Below are 13,873 nucleotides of genomic sequence, written 5' to 3'. Positions count from 1 at the left end.
GCGGTTCATGCCGTGGCAATGAAAGCCTGGGGCCGCTTCGCGCCCCTTTCGCGACACAAGGCCGCTCCCACAAAGAACGAAGCCATCAACATCACATCAGGAACCCAGCCCACCTCAGGAGGTCTGTGTTTGCATGTATTACGGTGAACGCTTCAACGCCTGGACCCACCTGGTCGGTGCCGTCCTCGCTGCTATTGGTGCCATCTGGCTGATCGTGGTTGCGGGCCTGCAAGGCGACCCGTGGAAGATCGTCAGCTTCTCCATCTACGGCGGCACGCTGCTGTTGCTGTACAGCATCTCCACCCTGTACCACAGCACCCGTGGGCGGGCGAAAGTGATCATGCGCAAGCTCGACCACCTGTCGATCTATCTGCTGATTGCCGGCAGCTACACGCCTTTTTGCCTGGTCAGCCTGCGCGGCCCATGGGGATGGAGCCTGTTCGGCGTGGTCTGGGGGCTGGCGATCATCGGCATGTTGCAAGAGATCAAGCCGCGCTCCGAGGCGCGGATCCTGTCGATCATCATCTACGCGGTAATGGGCTGGATCGTGCTGGTGGCCGTCAAGCCACTGCTGAACTCGCTGGGCACTGCCGGCTTCGCCTGGCTGGCTGCCGGCGGCGTGTTCTACACCGTCGGCATCATCTTCTTCGCCTTCGACAGCCGCTTCCGTCACTGGCATGGCATCTGGCACCTGTTCGTGATCGCTGGCAGTCTGATGCACTTCGTGGCGGTGTCGCTCTACGTACGCTAATTAAAAATCGCCCCACAACTGCTGTGCCACCGACAGCGCCACCACTGGCGCGGTCTCGGTGCGCAGCACGCGTGGGCCAAGGCGGGCTGCGTGGAAGCCGGCGGCTTTGGCCTGCTCCACTTCGGCCTCGCTAAGGCCGCCTTCAGGGCCGATCACGAAGGCCAGGGTGGCGGGCTTTTCATGGCTGGTGAGCGGCTCGGCCACCGGGTGCAGGACCAGCTTCAGGTCAGCCTTGGTGCTGCTCAACCATTCGGCCAGGGTCACGGGTGGATGGATGACGGGCAAGGTAGAACGCCCGCATTGTTCACAGGCGCTGATCGCCACTTGGCGCCAGTGGGCCAGGCGCTTGTCGGCGCGCTCGTCTTTCAGGCGCACTTCGCAGCGCTCGCTGACGATCGGGGTGATTTCGTTGGCACCAAGCTCGGTGGCCTTCTGGATCGCCCAGTCCATGCGCTCGCCACGGGAAAGGCCCTGGCCCAGGTGCACATGCAGCGGTGAATCGGCCTGGCCGGCAAAGGCCTGGTCAAGGCTGACGCGGACAGTTTTCTTGCCCACCTCGAGCAACTGACCGCGGTATTCCTGGCCGCTGCCATCGAACAGCTGCACGGCGTCGCCGGGTGCCATGCGCAGCACGCGGCCAATGTAATGGGCCTGGGCCTCGGGCAGGTCGTGCTCGCCAAGGCTCAGGGGGGCGTCGATGAAGAAGCGGGACAGTCTCATGGGTTTGCTCGGTAAATAGAGAGACGCAGATCCCCTGTGGGAGCGGGCGTGCCCGCGAATCAGGCGCCGCGGTGCCTGGCAAGGGCTTCGCCCTTGTTCGCGGGCTCGCCCGCTCCCACAGGAAAAGTGGTGTGGCGAATTGCCGGGCCTAGCCCGGGTCGCGGAAATCGGGGTGGAAGTTGGCCGGCACTGCGACACTGACGCTGTCGCGGGTGGCGATATCGATGCCTTCGCTGGCCACTTCGCCAAGGAAGTCGATCTGCTCGGGGGTGATCACGTACGGCGGCAGGAAGTACACCACGCTGCCCAGCGGTCGCAGCAGAGCGCCGCGGGTCAGGGCGTGCTCGAACACCTTCAGGCCACGGCGCTCCTGCCAGGGATAGGCAACCTTGCCTGCCTTGTCCTGAACCATTTCGATGGCCAGGGCCATGCCGGTCTGGCGAATTTCTGCAACGTGAGCATGATCGGCCAGGTGTGCAGTGGCTGTGGCCATGCGCTTGGCCAACGCTTTGTTGGCCTCGATCACATTGTCCTGCTCGAAGATATCCAGGGTTGCCAGCGCCGCAGCGCACGCCAGCGGGTTGCCGGTGTAGCTGTGCGAGTGCAGGAATGCGCGCAGTGTCGGGTAATCGTCGTAGAACGCCTGGTACACCTTGTCGGTGGTCAGGCAGGCGGCCAGCGGCAGGTAGCCGCCAGTCAGGGCCTTGGACAGGCACAGGAAGTCCGGGCGGATGCCGGCTTGCTCGCAGGCGAACATCGTACCGGTGCGGCCGAAGCCTACGGCGATTTCGTCGTGGATCAGGTGCACGTCGTAGCGGTCGCAGGCTTCGCGCAACAGCTTGAGGTACACCGGGTGGTACATGCGCATGCCACCGGCACCCTGTATCAGTGGCTCGACGATCACGGCGCTGATCGAGGCATGGTGTTCGGCCAGGGTCTGCTCCATGGCCTGGAACATGTTGCGCGAGTGCTCTTCCCAGCTCATGCCCTCGGGGCGCAGGTAACAGTCAGGGCTTGGCACCTTGAGGGTGTCGAGCAGCAGTGCCTTGTAGGTTTCGGTGAACAGCGGCACATCACCCACCGACATGGCGGCAATGGTTTCGCCGTGGTAGCTGTTGGTCAGGGTGACGAAGCGCTTCTTGTCCGGTTTGCCGATGTTCTGCCAGTAGTGGAAGCTCATCTTCAGCGCCACTTCGATGCACGACGAGCCATTGTCGGCATAGAACACCCGGTCGAGGCCGGCCGGGGTCATGGCGACCAGGCGCTCGGACAGCTCGATCACGGGCTGATGACTGAAGCCGGCCAGGATCACGTGTTCGAGCTGGTCGACCTGGTCCTTGATGCGCTGGTTGATGCGCGGGTTGGCATGGCCGAACACGTTGACCCACCAGCTGCTCACCGCATCCAGGTAGCGTTTGCCCTCGAAGTCTTCCAGCCACACGCCTTCGCCGCGCTTGATCGGGATCAGCGGCAGCTGCTCGTGGTCTTTCATCTGGGTGCAGGGGTGCCACAGGACCTTGAGGTCGCGTTGCATCCACTGATCATTGAGGCCCATGGGCACTTCTCCTGGCTTTGCGGCGTGGTTCGACCGCGTAAGCCTAAGCAATGCCGCAGGGCAGGACAACCGCTGCCGTTCAATGGGGTGGGTGCCGGTCCATTCGAGCTTGCTGCCTTGCATGGAACAAAGCCCTCCAGGATGTGTTGCCGGAGCGGAGGCTCAGGCCTGAGGCTGTGCAAAGTCACCAAGATCATGCAGAGCTCCCCTGCCACTGTGTGGCCTAGCGACTGACAAAAATGTGAGCTGCCAAAAGGACTTGATGTCACTGCGCTGGCAGGGTGGTCGGACCTGACGTATTCTTAACGCATCTACCCGGGGCATTCCTGCCTCTCCCCGTTTCTGTAACCTCTGACTCGGAGTTCGCCGACATGGCTGCTGCTTGGGTGCGTCTGTGCGCGTTGATATTGATTGGTGTGTCCAGCGGCGCTGCGCTGGCGAAAGACAAGACCCCCACGGCGATTGTCGTGGGGGGAGGCCTGGCAGGCCTGACGGCAGCCTACGAGCTGCAGAACAAAGGCTGGCAGGTAACCCTGCTGGAGGCCAAGGCGGGCATGGGCGGGCGTTCGGGCCTGGCCACCAGCGAGTGGATCGGCAACGCCAAGGCACAGCCGGTGCTTAACCAGTACCTCAACCGTTTCAAGCTTGAAACACTGCCGGCGCCGGAGTTTGTGCGTACCCCGGGTTACCTGATCGACGGCGAGTACTTCAGCGCCAGCGACCTGGCCACCAAGCAACCGGCCACTGCCGAGGCGCTCAAGCGTTACGAGAAAACCCTCGATGACCTGGCCCGCTCGATCGATGACCCGCTGAACCCGCAGGCAACCAGCACGCTGTTCGCCCTGGACCAGATCAACGTCTCCACCTGGCTGAACAAGCTGCAACTGCCGGCCACCGCCCGTCAGTTGATCAACCAGCAAATCCGTACCCGCTACGATGAACCGTCGCGCCTGTCGCTGCTGTACTTCGCCCAGCAGAACCGCGTGTACCGCGGCGTCAGCGACCGCGACCTGCGCGCCGCGCGGCTGCCCGGTGGCAGCCCGGTGCTGGCTCAGGCTTTCGTCAAGCAACTGAAAACCATCAAGACCAGATCGCCGGTTACCGCGATTGTCCAGGACAAGGATGGTGTTACGGTAAAAGTCGGCAGCGTCGGCTACAAGGCAGATTATCTGGTCATGGCCGTGCCTTTGCGCGCGCTGGCCAGGATCCAGATGACCCCTGGCCTGGACAGCCAGCACCTGGCGGCGCTCAAGGGCACCAACTATGGTTGGCGCGACCAGATCATGCTCAAGTTCAAGAAACCCGTATGGGAAAGCCGTGCGCGCATGTCGGGCGAAATCTTCAGTAACGCCGGCCTCGGCATGCTGTGGGTCGAGCCGGCGCTCAAGGGGGGGGCCAACGTGGTGATCAACCTGTCCGGCGACAACGCTCGTCTGCTGCAGGCCTTTGGTGACAAGCAGATGGTCGACCAGGTGCTGATCCGTCTGCATGCGTTCTACCCCCAGGCCCGTGGTGCTTTCACCGGTTATGAGGTCAAACGATACAGTGCTGACGTGGGCACAGGTGGTGCCTACCTGGCCTACGGCCCGGGGCAGATCAGCAAGTACTGGCGCCTTTGGGAGCGCCCGGTGCAGCGCATTGCCTTTGCCGGTGAGCACACCGATGCCCTGTACCCTGGCACTTTGGAAGGCGCCCTGCGCAGTGGCCAGCGTGCGGCCAGCCAGGTACAGGACCTGTTGGCCGGCAAGTCGTTCGACCCGGCCAAGACGGCGCCGGTTGCGGCGACGGCAGGTGCGGCGGCCGCCAAGGAGAGCAAAGGAGGGTTCTTCTCCAATATGTTCGGCGGTTCGTCCGACAAGGGCGACAAGGCTGACAAGGCGCCGGTCAAAGCTGAGCCGAAGCCGTCCGAGGAGGCGAAGCAGGACAAGCCAGGCTTCTTCAAGCGCGTGTTTGGTGGGGCGGACACGCCCGAGGTGAAGGCTGCAGCCAATACCCAGGCCAAGGCTGGCTGACTGTTCGACAGTGTCGGCCTGTTTGCAGCCTGAAGGCCGGCACTGCAACCCCAGCGCTCCGACTATCGTTAATGTTTTCTTAATGGTGAGCCAACAGAATAAATATCGGATTCCTCGATAATCCGAAGCAATTTTTTCCGCTTTTCTTCGATACGTTTCGCGTTAGTCTGTGCACAGCTTTCACGGGGAAACACGCAACATGCAACTGCGCAATTCACCTTCTCGCTATGGCGTGGTCAGCATCATCCTGCACTGGGGTGTGGCGCTGGCAGTCTTCGGCCTGTTTGGCCTGGGCCTGTGGATGGTCGGCCTCGACTACTACAGCCCCTGGCGCAAGGCCGGCCCGGACCTGCACAAGAGTATCGGCCTGGTGCTGCTGGCGGTGATGCTGCTGCGAATGCTCTGGCGTTTCATCAGCCCGCCACCACCGGCTCCGGTCAATCATGGTGCACTCACTCGCCTGGCGGCCAAGTTGGGTCACCTGGTCCTGTACTTTGGGCTGTTTGCGGTGATGGTTGCCGGTTACCTGATTTCCACTGCCGACGGGGTCGGCATTCCGGTGTTTGGCCTGTTCGAAGTGCCGGCACTGATCAGCGACCTGCCCGACCAGGCAGATGTGGCGGGTGTGGTTCATTTGTGGCTGGCCTGGGGCTTGGTGATTTTCGCCGTGCTGCATGCCCTTGCCGCGCTCAAGCACCATTTCATCGACCGTGACGCGACCCTGATTCGCATGCTGGGCCGCAAAGCTTGACTCTCAACCTCAATTACACAGGAAGGAACAGGATGTTGAAAAAGACTTTTGCCGCTCTGGCGCTCGGTACCGCTCTGCTCTCTGCTGGCCAGGCCATGGCTGCCGAGTACAAGATTGACAAGGAAGGCCAGCACGCGTTCGTTGACTGGAAAATCAGCCACCTGGGCTACAGCTTCATCCACGGTACCTTCAAGGATTTCGACGGCAATTTCAGCTGGGACAGCGCCAAGCCTGAAGCCAGCAAGATTAGCGTCGACTTGAAAACCGCCAGCCTGTGGTCGAACCACGCCGAGCGTGACAAGCACATCGCCAGCGCCGACTTCCTCGACGTGAAGAAGTACCCAGACGCCAAATTCGTCTCCACCAGCGTCAAGTCGACTGGCGACAAGACGGCTGACGTGACTGGCGACCTGACCATGCACGGTGTCACCAAGCCGGTGACGTTCAAGGCTACCTTCAACGGTGAAGGCAAGGACCCATGGGGTGGTGAACGCGCTGGCTTCAACGCCACCACCACGCTGAACCTGAACGACTTCGGCATCAAAGGCCCAGGTGCCACTTCGCAGACCCTGGACCTGGATATCAGTGTTGAAGGTGTGAAGCAGAAGTAATTTCTGCCAGCTGAAGACCGAGGGGGCCGCTTTGCGGCCCTATCGCGACACAAGGCCGCTCCTGTAGAGAATTTCTTGATCTCTGCAGGAGCGGCCTTGTGTCGCGATAGGGCTGCGAAGCAGCCCCCTCGGCATTTCCATCAGCCCTTGCGGGTCAGCAGCGCCGGGCGCTCACCACGTGGGCGGCTTGGCAGGTCATCCAGTTGCTCAGGCGTCGGGAAGCGGTCCAGCTTGGACTCCTTGCGAATGATCACTGGCTGTTTTTCCGGCTGACGCGGGTTGCGCAAGGCCGGCTCTTGCCGGGCAGCATCGTCACGCGCAGGGCGACCACGGCCACCGCCGCCATCACGACGGGTACCGCCACCGTTGTTGGCGCGGGGCGGGCGTTTTTCTCCGCCACCACTGCGTGGCTGGCCGCCATTGCGGGCTTGGCCCTGGCCGCCAGCGTTGCTGCGTTGGCCATTGCCTTGCCCCTGACCTTGGCCAGTACCCCCCGGGCGGCGGTTGCGGCCCTGGTTCTTGCCCTGGTAAGGGCTGACATAGTCGGCGCGGTTACCGAAGTTATCGAGTTCGTCGTCCAGGAACTCTTCCGGGTCGCGGTCTGCCGGCGGCTTCGGCACGCTGTTATTGCTGGCCTGCTGCGGGCGTGGTTTCTTGTCACGCGGCTTGCGCGGTTGCTGCTTGTCGCCGCTCTTTTCCTTGTCGTCCGGCTTGGCCGCAGCTTGCTGCCTGGCTTTGCCTTTGTCCTTGCCTTTGTCCTTGCGGCCGCCGTTGGTGTCTTTACCACCTTCGCCACGGGCTTGCTGGTTGCGGCCACCGCGGCCGTTATTCTGCGGGCGCTCGCGTGCTTCGGGCTTCTCGGCTTCTACCTGGCTGGCGTCGAAGCCCATCAGGTCGCCATCCGCGATGCGCTGCTTGGTCACCCGCTCGATGCTCTTGAGCAGCTTCTCTTCATCTGGCGCGACCAGGGAAATAGCTTCGCCCGAACGACCGGCACGGCCGGTACGGCCGATGCGGTGGACGTAGTCTTCCTCGACATTCGGCAGCTCGAAGTTGACAACATGGGGCAACTGGTCGATGTCCAGGCCGCGGGCAGCGATGTCGGTGGCGACCAGTACGCGCACGCTGTTGGCCTTGAAGTCGGCCAGCGCCTTGGTGCGGGCGTTCTGGCTCTTGTTGCCGTGGATCGCGGCGGCGGTCAGGCCTTGCTTTTCCAGGTACTCGGCCAGGCGGTTGGCGCCATGCTTGGTTCGGGTGAACACCAACACCTGTTCCCAGGCGCCCAGGGTGATCAGGTGCGCCAGCAAGGCACGCTTGTGGCTGGCAGGCAGGCGATATACCCGCTGCTCGATACGCTCGACGGTGGTGTTCGGCGGGGTGACCTCGATACGCTCCGGGTTGTGCAGGAGCTTGTCGGCGAGGTCGGTGATGTCCTTGGAGAAGGTGGCCGAGAAGAGCAGGTTCTGGCGCTTGGCCGGCAGGCGGGCGAGGACCTTCTTGACGTCGTGGATGAAGCCCATGTCGAGCATGCGATCGGCTTCATCCAGTACCAGGATTTCCACGTGGGCCAGGTCGACCTTGCCTTGGCCGGCGAGGTCGAGCAGGCGGCCTGGGCAGGCGACCAGCACATCAACGCCTTTGGCAATGGCCTGGATCTGCGGGTTCATGCCAACGCCGCCGAAGATGCAGGCGCTGACCAGTGGCAGGTCACGGGCATAGACCTTGAAACTGTCATGGACCTGGGCTGCCAGTTCGCGGGTCGGTGTCAGGACCAGAACGCGAGGCTGGCGCGGGCCGTGGCGCTGTGATTTGTCGGGATGGCCGGCCGGGAACAGGCGCTCGAGAATCGGCAGGGCGAAGCCGCCGGTTTTACCCGTACCTGTCTGTGCGGCAACCATCAGGTCGCGGCCTTGCAACACGGCGGGAATTGCCCGCTGTTGCACGGGGGTCGGCTGGGTGTAGCCCGCAGCCTCGATAGCGCGGACAAGAGCCTCGGAGAGACCGAGGGAAGCAAAGGACATGGGCGATCCTGTTCTCGTGTGGGCTGGGCCCGTTGGGATGTTCTGCCTGGCGCGACGGGCATCGGTGGAATGCGATCGCGTCCGGTCCAGCTGGGCTTTCACTGCACATCCGGGAAACGGAGGCTGGACGCAAAGGAGCGTCGGTGCCGATCGGGATGCCTGTTGCGAGGCCGAGCGTCCGGGCGTGAGCCGGGCGGGAAGGCCCGAGTATAACAGAGCTATCGCGCTGTGCTGCTTTCCTGCTGCTCAACGGCGTTGAGAATGTTTCCGGTGTCGCTTGTGTAGCGGTTGCTGATCGCTGCATAGGCCGGTTCCTGCTTGAACCGCTGCAGCTCTTCGGCAAAGGCCAGAGCCAGTGCCTCCCGGCCGGGTTTGCGCACTAAACCCAGGTACTGTGACTGATGGCTTACTACCAGCGGCAACTCTTCGACTTGCCGCTGCAAGCCAAGTTGGTGAAGCAGGTAATGGCCAACCCTGCGATCGGTGATCGCCAGATCGATGCGGCCCAGCATCAGCTTGCCGAAGTTGGCTTCGAGGGTAGGCGCGGCTTCGCGCTTGAAGTAAGAGGCCTCGCTGAACGCGGTGCCATAGGTATAGCCGGGCGATGTGCCGACGGTAAGGCCAGAAAGGTCTTTCAGCTGGGTGACCGCATGACGACGTGCATGAGCCTGAAACAAGACGAATTCGACCTCTGACATGGGCTCGGGGGCATATACCAGGTAGGGCTGGCGCGACTCGATCATGAAGATGTCGAGGATACCGTCGGCCAAACCTTGCTCGACCATCGCCAGGCAGCGCTTCCACGGCAGGAACTGCCATTCCACCTCGACCCCCAGGCGCTTGAAGACCTGAGTGGTAACCTCGTAGTCGATACCGCGTGGCTGGCCTTCATGCTGATACACGTAGGGCGCCCAGTCATCGGTCACCAGACGCAGTCGCTCGCCCAGAGCCAACGGGCTCAGGCTGGCGAGCAGCAGGATCCAGAACAGACGGGCGATATGTGGCATGGCCGGAGATTACGCGTTCGGCCGGTGTACGGTAAAGGCATGCACGATCGATGCGGGAGCGGGCGTGCCCACGAACACCGGCGAAGCCGGTGCCAACTATCGGGTTGCGCTCTTCGCGGGCACGCCCGCTCCCACAACCGCGCAAGACAATGAATTTTGCGGGCACATCAGGATTGAGTGGTTCGCAGCAGATGCGCCTCGATATCCTTGCGCCGCTCGCCCAGCGATAGCCGCAACCCTGGATGGCGCAGGCACTGACGCAGCCGCTCGGGCTCCATGTAGCCATGGCGGTCGTAGAGGTTTTCCAGAGCCTTGTCCCACCAGGCGGACGCGCAGGCGCGGTCGAACTCATTGGGGTAGGGGTAGCAGCCATAGAGCAATTCGCGGGCAAACTGGCGCTCGTGGCTGGGCAGGGTCAGGCTCAGCGCCTTGTAACCCAGACGGTGCAGGGTTGGTGGCCGCGGCAGTTGGTCGTTGACCCGCGCAACGTCCGCCAGGGCCGAGGGGCTGAGTGGGTCGTGGTCGTGCTTGCGCAGCCAGGCCTGGATCTTGGCGCGGAACTGCGCCTTGCGGCTCCAGTAGTGATGGATGACATCGGTGCACTCGGCCAGCTCCAGGTTGCGGTAGGCCGCCACTGCCAGGCAGAACTCCTCAAGGGTATAGGCCTCACGCGCCAAGGGGTAGAATTCGTCCATCATGGCGATGGAGCGGTCGAGGGTGCCGCAGTCCTCGGCAGTGAGGCCGATAACGCCGGAGTTGACGAGCGGCATCTGGCAGTCGGCCAGTCCCCGGGACTCGAGAATGGCCAGCAGGTTCTTGTACAACAGGCACTTCTGGTCAGCGCCGTAGCGCGCGCCGATGGCGTTGCACAGCAGGCGGTTGGGCGCCACACGGGCGAACAGATGCAGCGGCGAAGTGCGGAAAAAGGTGTCTGTGTCGATCAGCACTGCCAGTGGGTGTTCCTGCAGTACCCGGCGCAACAGCACATGCTTGCTGCGAAAGTGATAACCGTGCGGGGCGTTCCATGCCTGGCGCGTGGCCTCGTCCAGCAGGTGGACGGTGACGGGCAGCTTGGCGTAGGGCTGCGCATTGTCGGTGTAGACCTGGATGTCCATGGCCTCGCCGGCTGCACTGCCCAACTGGGCGAGGGCGCTGACGATGCTGAAGCAGGCTTCCTGATGGTAGGTTGCCGGGCCGAAAGCCAGATATACAAGCTGTGGGCGCGAAGGTTGGGGACGCTGCATGGCAGGCAAGACCTGTTTAACCCGAAAATGAATAAGGCTTTAGTCTATGACCAAAGCCTTAAGCATTTCTTAAGCAGACTTTGCCAAAAGATTTCAGCGCGGCAGCTTCAGGTTGTTCCAGATCGCCAGGCTCGGTTCGGCCTGGTTCAAGGTATAGAAGTGCAGGCCCGGTGCGCCGCCTTGCAACAGCTGTTCGCACATGCGGGTAATCACTTCTTCGCCGAAGGCCTGGATGCTGGCGGTGTCGTCGGCATAGGCCTCCAGCTGCTTGCGGATCCAGCGCGGGATCTCGGCGCCACAGGCATCGGAGAAGCGGGCCAGCTTGCTGTAGTTGGTGATCGGCATGATGCCCGGTACCACCGGAATGTCCACGCCCAGCTTCTGTGCGCGCTCGACGAAGTAGAAGTAGCTGTCGGCGTTGAAGAAGTACTGGGTGATGGCGCTGTCGGCACCGGCCTTGACCTTGTGCACAAAGTTGGCCAGGTCGGCCTCGAAGTTGCGCGCCTGCGGGTGCATTTCCGGGTAGGCAGCGACTTCCAGGTAGAAGTGGTCAGCGGTTTCCTGGCGGATGAATTCGACCAGCTCACTGGCGTAGCGCAGTTCACCACTGGCCATGCCCATGCCCGACGGCAGGTCGCCACGCAGAGCGACGATGCGTTTGATGCCGGCGGCCTTGTACTCGGCCAGCAGGGCGCGCAATTCGGCCTTGGTATCGCCCACGCACGACAGGTGCGGCGCGGCAGGGATCTTCACTTCGCTTTCCAACTGCAGCACGGTATTGAGCGTGCGGTCGCGGGTCGAGCCACCGGCACCGTAGGTGCAGGAGAAGAAGTCCGGGTTATAGGTGGCCAGCTGGCGGGCAACGCCCATCAGCTTTTCGTGACCGGCGTCGGTCTTGGTCGGGAAGAACTCGAAACTGTAGCGGCGTTCTTGTGACATCAGGCGTTCCTCTGGCAACAAGCGTCTTGCGGCAAGCTGCAAGTAAAAGCCAGATCGGTGATGGCCGGTCTGGCTTGGGCGTCGTTCAAGATCTGTGTTTCCGGAGCTGCAAGTGGCAATGGCGCGGACCGCCTTTGCTTGCCGCTTAGTAGCGGTAGGCGTGCGGCTTGAACGGGCCTTCGACGGTCACGCCGATGTAGTCGGCTTGCTGCTTGGTCAGCTGGGTGACCACGCCGCCGAAGCCGCGGACCATTTCCAGGGCCACTTCTTCGTCGAGTTTCTTCGGCAGCACTTCAACGGTCAGGCGCTCGGCTTTCTTTTCGGCCGGCAGGTCAGCGAACTTCTGCTCGAACAGGAAGATCTGTGCCAGAACCTGGTTGGCGAACGAACCGTCCATGATGCGGCTTGGGTGGCCAGTGGCGTTGCCCAGGTTGACCAGGCGGCCTTCGGCCAGCAGGATCAGGTAGTCGTCGTTTTGCGGGTCGAAGCTGCCAGCGCCGGTACGGTGGATCTTGTGAACCTGCGGCTTGACCTCTTCCCAGGCCCAGTTCTTGCGCATGAAGGCGGTGTCGATTTCGTTGTCGAAGTGGCCGATGTTGCAGACTACGGCACGCTTTTTCAGGGCCTTGAGCATGTTGGCGTCGCAGACGTTGACGTTACCGGTGGTGGTCACGATCAGGTCGATCTTGCCCAGCAGGGCCTTGTCGATGCTGGCTTCGGTGCCGTCGTTGATACCGTCGATGAACGGCGAGACCAGCTCGAAGCCGTCCATGCAGGCTTGCATGGCGCAGATCGGGTCAATTTCGGAGACCTTGACGATCATGCCTTCCTGGCGCAGGGACTGGGCCGAGCCCTTGCCCACGTCACCGTAGCCGATCACCAGGGCCTGCTTGCCCGACAGCAGGTGGTCGGTACCACGCTTGATGGCGTCGTTCAGGCTGTGACGGCAGCCGTACTTGTTGTCGTTCTTGCTCTTGGTGACCGAGTCGTTGACGTTGATCGCCGGGACTTTCAGCTCGCCCTTGGCCAGCATGTCCAGCAGGCGGTGCACGCCGGTGGTGGTCTCTTCGGTCACGCCGTGCACGCGGTCCAGTACCTGCGGGTACTTCTTGTGCAGCAGTTCGGTCAGGTCACCACCGTCGTCGAGGATCATGTTGGCGTCCCATGGCTGGCCATCTTTCAGGATGGTCTGCTCCAGGCACCACTCGTACTCTTCTTCGGTTTCACCTTTCCAGGCGAACACCGGGATACCGGCGGCGGCGATCGAGGCGGCGGCCTGGTCTTGAGTCGAGAAGATGTTGCAGGACGACCAGCGCACTTCGGCACCCAGGGCAACCAGGGTTTCGATCAGCACGGCGGTCTGGATGGTCATGTGGATGCAGCCCAGGATCTTTGCACCCTTGAGCGGTTGCTCGGCCAGGTACTTGCGACGCAGGCCCATCAGCGCAGGCATTTCCGATTCGGCAATGATGGTTTCGCGACGGCCCCAGGCGGCCAGGGAGATGTCGGCGACTTTGTAATCGGTAAAACCAGCAGGCATGTTTGCAGCGCTCATGAGAGCCTCCATTCGTAATGTGCGAATGGGCGCCGTTGTGCGTTAAGCGCTCGCGGGAGCGAGCAACGCCCCATCCGAGCCTGACAGGCCTAGCCTGCTGCAGCGCCCCTCGGACAGGTGGCGGGCATGGCACCGCTGTGGGCAACCATGTAAAACGGCGCAGATTATAGCTGCCCCCGTCGGCTTGCCCAAGGTTTTCCGTCGATTAATCGCGACGATAGTCGATGTTCAATGGAGCGAAGGCAGCCGCTCTGCCATCATTGCTACACGTTAGCCAAGCAGGTCAGGAGTACAGATGAACTTTCACACCCGCAAGTGGGTTAAACCCGAAGACCTCAACCCCAATGGCACCCTGTTCGGTGGCAGCCTGTTGCGTTGGATCGATGAAGAGGCGGCGATCTACGCCATCGTCCAGCTGGGCAACCAGCGTGTGGTGACCAAGTACATGTCGGAAATCAACTTCGTCAGTGCTTCGCGCCAGGGCGACATCATCGAGCTGGGCATTACAGCCATCGAGTTCGGCCGCACCTCGATCACCCTCAAGTGCGAAGTGCGTAACAAGATCACCCGCAAGAGCATTCTGACTGTCGACAAGATGGTGTTCGTCAATCTGGGTGAGGATGGCTTGCCGGCAGCCCATGGGCGCACCGAGATCAAGTACGTGCAGGACCAGTTCCCGGATTCGGCAGTCGAATAGTTCCTGGTTG

The 13,873-nt window shown here is 62.3% G+C and carries 11 protein-coding genes, 1 pseudogene and 1 riboswitch; of the genes and pseudogenes, 5 read left to right on the top strand and 7 right to left on the bottom strand.

Annotated features, from left to right (window positions below):
- Positions 1 to 133 precede the first annotated feature (133 nt).
- On the top strand, positions 134 to 751 hold the full coding sequence (locus ACF8GF_RS04390) for a hemolysin III family protein (protein ID WP_019436736.1): 618 nt from the start codon (positions 134 to 136) through the stop codon (positions 749 to 751).
- On the opposite strand, the gene ACF8GF_RS04385 is transcribed toward ACF8GF_RS04390, so the two are convergent.
- Entirely contained in the window at positions 752 to 1,471 is a 720-nt protein-coding gene (locus tag ACF8GF_RS04385) for a 16S rRNA (uracil(1498)-N(3))-methyltransferase (protein WP_019436737.1), read from the bottom strand.
- 148 nt (positions 1,472 to 1,619) lie between these two features.
- The gene (locus tag ACF8GF_RS04380; protein ID WP_176683071.1) at positions 1,620 to 3,026 is read right to left on the bottom strand and encodes an adenosylmethionine--8-amino-7-oxononanoate transaminase; all 1,407 of its coding nucleotides are present in this window, start codon (positions 3,024 to 3,026) and stop codon (positions 1,620 to 1,622) included.
- A 371-nt stretch (positions 3,027 to 3,397) separates the two neighbouring features.
- Here ACF8GF_RS04380 and ACF8GF_RS04375 point away from each other — a divergent pair.
- The 3 genes and pseudogenes from ACF8GF_RS04375 to ACF8GF_RS04365 all read left to right on the top strand — a co-directional run.
- Positions 3,398 to 5,029: pseudogene (locus ACF8GF_RS04375) on the top strand (flavin monoamine oxidase family protein); the annotation flags it as partial.
- A gap of 208 nt (positions 5,030 to 5,237) precedes the next feature.
- A complete protein-coding gene (locus ACF8GF_RS04370) occupies positions 5,238 to 5,789 on the top strand; it encodes a cytochrome b (protein WP_176683072.1) in 552 nt (183 codons plus the stop codon).
- Between the two features lie 32 nt (positions 5,790 to 5,821).
- The gene (locus tag ACF8GF_RS04365) at positions 5,822 to 6,400 is read left to right on the top strand and encodes a YceI family protein (protein ID WP_003249350.1); all 579 of its coding nucleotides are present in this window, start codon (positions 5,822 to 5,824) and stop codon (positions 6,398 to 6,400) included.
- Between the two features lie 140 nt (positions 6,401 to 6,540).
- On the opposite strand, the gene ACF8GF_RS04360 is transcribed toward ACF8GF_RS04365, so the two are convergent.
- From ACF8GF_RS04360 to ahcY, 5 genes are all read right to left on the bottom strand, one after another.
- Positions 6,541 to 8,421, bottom strand: coding sequence for a DEAD/DEAH box helicase (locus ACF8GF_RS04360; protein ID WP_176683073.1), 1,881 nt, complete (start codon positions 8,419 to 8,421; stop codon positions 6,541 to 6,543).
- 218 nt (positions 8,422 to 8,639) lie between these two features.
- Positions 8,640 to 9,428: an ABC transporter substrate-binding protein gene (locus ACF8GF_RS04355; protein ID WP_176683074.1), complete on the bottom strand. Its 789-nt coding sequence runs from the start codon at positions 9,426 to 9,428 to the stop codon at positions 8,640 to 8,642.
- 167 nt (positions 9,429 to 9,595) lie between these two features.
- Positions 9,596 to 10,672 carry a hypothetical protein gene (locus ACF8GF_RS04350; RefSeq protein ID WP_176683075.1) on the bottom strand — a complete coding sequence of 359 codons (1,077 nt, stop codon included), beginning with the start codon at positions 10,670 to 10,672 and terminating at the stop codon, positions 9,596 to 9,598.
- A 93-nt stretch (positions 10,673 to 10,765) separates the two neighbouring features.
- Entirely contained in the window at positions 10,766 to 11,611 is an 846-nt protein-coding gene (gene metF, locus ACF8GF_RS04345; RefSeq protein ID WP_176683076.1) for a methylenetetrahydrofolate reductase [NAD(P)H], read from the bottom strand.
- 145 nt (positions 11,612 to 11,756) lie between these two features.
- Positions 11,757 to 13,166, bottom strand: coding sequence for an adenosylhomocysteinase (gene ahcY, locus ACF8GF_RS04340; protein ID WP_021783768.1), 1,410 nt, complete (start codon positions 13,164 to 13,166; stop codon positions 11,757 to 11,759).
- Between the two features lie 20 nt (positions 13,167 to 13,186).
- Positions 13,187 to 13,283: riboswitch (S-adenosyl-L-homocysteine riboswitch) on the bottom strand.
- Between the two features lie 178 nt (positions 13,284 to 13,461).
- On the opposite strand from ahcY, the gene ACF8GF_RS04335 reads away from it, so the two are divergent.
- Positions 13,462 to 13,863, top strand: a complete 402-nt coding sequence (locus ACF8GF_RS04335; RefSeq protein WP_176683078.1) for an acyl-CoA thioesterase — start codon at positions 13,462 to 13,464, stop codon at positions 13,861 to 13,863.
- Positions 13,864 to 13,873: the final 10 nt, after the last annotated feature.

The sequence above is a fragment of the Pseudomonas sp. yb_5 genome (genome assembly GCF_043103865.1).
GTDB classification, from domain to species: Bacteria; Pseudomonadota; Gammaproteobacteria; order Pseudomonadales; family Pseudomonadaceae; genus Aquipseudomonas; species Aquipseudomonas putida_Y.
This window is presented reverse-complemented; position numbering and strand designations above follow the sequence as displayed.

Coding starts and splice junctions, on each gene's coding strand:
- ACF8GF_RS04355 (WP_176683074.1), bottom strand. CDS start 9,428: ATGCCACATATCGCCCGTCTGTTCTGGATCCTGCTGCTCGCCAGCCTG.
- ACF8GF_RS04390 (WP_019436736.1), top strand. CDS start 134: ATGTATTACGGTGAACGCTTCAACGCCTGGACCCACCTGGTCGGTGCC.
- ahcY (WP_021783768.1), bottom strand. CDS start 13,166: ATGAGCGCTGCAAACATGCCTGCTGGTTTTACCGATTACAAAGTCGCC.
- ACF8GF_RS04350 (WP_176683075.1), bottom strand. CDS start 10,672: ATGCAGCGTCCCCAACCTTCGCGCCCACAGCTTGTATATCTGGCTTTC.
- ACF8GF_RS04365 (WP_003249350.1), top strand. CDS start 5,822: ATGTTGAAAAAGACTTTTGCCGCTCTGGCGCTCGGTACCGCTCTGCTC.
- ACF8GF_RS04370 (WP_176683072.1), top strand. CDS start 5,238: ATGCAACTGCGCAATTCACCTTCTCGCTATGGCGTGGTCAGCATCATC.
- metF (WP_176683076.1), bottom strand. CDS start 11,611: ATGTCACAAGAACGCCGCTACAGTTTCGAGTTCTTCCCGACCAAGACC.
- ACF8GF_RS04335 (WP_176683078.1), top strand. CDS start 13,462: ATGAACTTTCACACCCGCAAGTGGGTTAAACCCGAAGACCTCAACCCC.
- ACF8GF_RS04385 (WP_019436737.1), bottom strand. CDS start 1,471: ATGAGACTGTCCCGCTTCTTCATCGACGCCCCCCTGAGCCTTGGCGAG.
- ACF8GF_RS04360 (WP_176683073.1), bottom strand. CDS start 8,421: ATGTCCTTTGCTTCCCTCGGTCTCTCCGAGGCTCTTGTCCGCGCTATC.
- ACF8GF_RS04380 (WP_176683071.1), bottom strand. CDS start 3,026: ATGGGCCTCAATGATCAGTGGATGCAACGCGACCTCAAGGTCCTGTGG.